The sequence below is a fragment of the Kitasatospora sp. NPDC057518 genome (assembly GCF_042802075.1).
Taxonomy (GTDB): Bacteria; Actinomycetota; Actinomycetes; order Streptomycetales; family Streptomycetaceae; genus Kitasatospora.
The window spans coordinates 1-2,191 of sequence record NZ_JBHVEU010000732.1 but is presented as its reverse complement, the minus strand read 5'-3'; the positions used below and the strand labels follow the sequence as shown (position 1 = coordinate 2,191).

General features: G+C 70.0%; 2 protein-coding genes. Both read right to left on the bottom strand.

What is annotated here, in order from left to right:
* Positions 1-58 precede the first annotated feature (58 nt).
* A complete protein-coding gene (gene mctP / locus ACFU7Z_RS38905) occupies positions 59-1,669 on the bottom strand; it encodes a monocarboxylate uptake permease MctP (RefSeq protein ID WP_049649418.1) in 1,611 nt (536 codons plus the stop codon).
* Complete coding sequence (locus tag ACFU7Z_RS38900) at positions 1,666-1,929, bottom strand: DUF3311 domain-containing protein (protein ID WP_049649419.1); 264 nt, start codon at positions 1,927-1,929, stop codon at positions 1,666-1,668. The genes mctP and ACFU7Z_RS38900 overlap by 4 nt, the downstream gene beginning before the upstream one ends.
* Positions 1,930-2,191: the final 262 nt, after the last annotated feature.

Sequence of the window (2,191 nt, the reverse complement as noted above, 5' to 3'; positions counted from 1 at the left end):
GGCCTTCTCCAGTGTTCACGGAGAAGGCGGCGCGATCACAGGGCGCGTACCGCGCGAATCAGTGCGCCGCTACAGGCTCCGGCGCGTTCTTCAGCTCGTCGTCGCCGGCTTCGGCGCTGTAGTCGGACGGCCTGGTCTCGTCCGGGCCGTCCGGCGCCTTGACCGCCCGCAGCACCAGGGTGAGCGCCACCGCGACGACCAGGTTGAGGGCGAAGGCGGTGACGCCGATGTAGCCGATCTCGCCGATGCCGGGGATCTCGGCCGCGTTGCCGCCGAAGTGCTTGGTGGCCGGGCTGGCGATCCCGTACGCCTTCCAGGTGCCGTACACCATGCCGGCCGCCCAGCCGGCGAACAGCGCCCAGTGGTGGAACCAGCGGGTGAACAGGCCGCCGACGATCGCCACGAAGGTCTGCAGGATCCACAGGCCGCCCAGCAGCTGGAGGTTGATCGCGGCCTGCTTGTCCATGCCGAGCACGAAGACCAGCGCGCCGACCTTCACCAGCAGCGAGACCAGCTTGGCGATCCGGGTCTCGTCGGCGGGGGTGGCGGCGGGCTTGAGCCACTCCTTGTAGACGTTGCGGGTGAACAGGTTGGCCGCAGCGATGGACATGATGGCGGCCGGCACCAGCGCGCCGATGCCGATCGCGGCGAAGGCCACGCCGGTGAACCAGTCCGGGAACATGTCCGCGAACAGCTGGGGCACCGACAGCTGGGCGTTGTAGCCCTTGACGCCCTTGCCGACGCCCGCCGCGAGCGCCATGAAGCCGAGCAGCGCCAGCAGGCCCAGCATCAGCGAGTAGGCCGGCATGATCGCCATGTTGCGGCGCACGGTCTTGCGGGACTTGGAGGCCAGCACACCGGTCACCGAGTGGGGGTACATGAACAGCGCCATCGCCGAGCCGAGGGCGAGCGTGGCGTACGTCCACTGCTTGTTCTCGGGGATGGTCAGCGAGCCGCCCTTGACCTCCTTGAAGTGCTGCGCGGCCGAGTCGAAGATGTGCCCGTAGCCGCCGAGCCGGATCGGGATGTAGATCACCGCGACGATGATCACGATGTAGACCAGGGCGTCCTTGACGAAGGCGATCAGCGCCGGGGCCCGCAGGCCGGAGGAGTACGTGTAGGCGGCCAGCACGCCGAAGGCGATGAACAGCGGCAGGTCCTTGACGAACCAGTTGGCGTTCTCCCCGCCGCCGACCCCCAGCACGTCCAGCACGGCCTGGATGCCGACGAGCTGCAGGGCGATGTACGGCATGGTGGCCAGGATGCCGGTGAGCGCGACCACCAGCGACAGCGGCCGCGAGCCGTACCGGCCGCGCACGAAGTCGGCCGGGGTCACGTAGCCGTGCACCCGGGAGACCGACCAGAGCCGGGGCAGGAAGAGGAAGACCAGCGGGTAGGCGATGATCGTGTACGGCACCGCGAAGAAGCCCGCCGCGCCGGTCGCGTACACCGCGGCCGGGACGGCGACGAAGGTGTAGGCGGTGTAGAGGTCGCCGCCGAGCAGGAACCAGGTCACCCAGGTCCCGAAGCTGCGGCCGCCCAGGCCCCACTCGTCCAGGTGCGCGGCGTTGTCCGCGCGGCGCCAGCGCGAGGCGAGGAAGCCCATCACGGTGACGAGGGCGAAGAACAGCACGAAGACCACGAGGGCCGGCACGTTGACGTCCTTCATCGCGCACCGCCCTTCCGGGCCGCCTTGCGGGCCTTCTCGTCCCGGGTGATCAGCAGGTAGGCGGCGACCGTGAACACGGCCGACACCGGCACCCAGAGCAGCTGGTACCAGTAGAAGAACGGCACCCCGGCCACCGCCGGGTCGCTCTTGTCGTACGAGGACACCCAGAGCGTCGCGACGATCGGCACGAGCAGGGCGAGGCCGGCCAGCACCCGCTCGGGCGTCACGGCCGGGACGGGCCTCCCGGCTGGCTCGGGCATGACATCTTCGACGCTGGGGGGATCAGAGGGCATCTTCGGCTCCGCTCCGGAGGGGTTCCCCGTCGGCGCCGCAGCCCCTCGGCGCCGAGCGCCGCACGGGCCCGCCGAGCAGCACCATCGGTGATCGGCAGTCAGGTCAGTACGGCTGCGCAATCTAGAGCATGGGGTGATCCATGTCACCGGGATTGACCGAACTTCCCACCAGCCGGACGCAACCGGCCGGAGTCCGCCGCCGGGGGGCGCAAAAGCCACCACCGCCGGG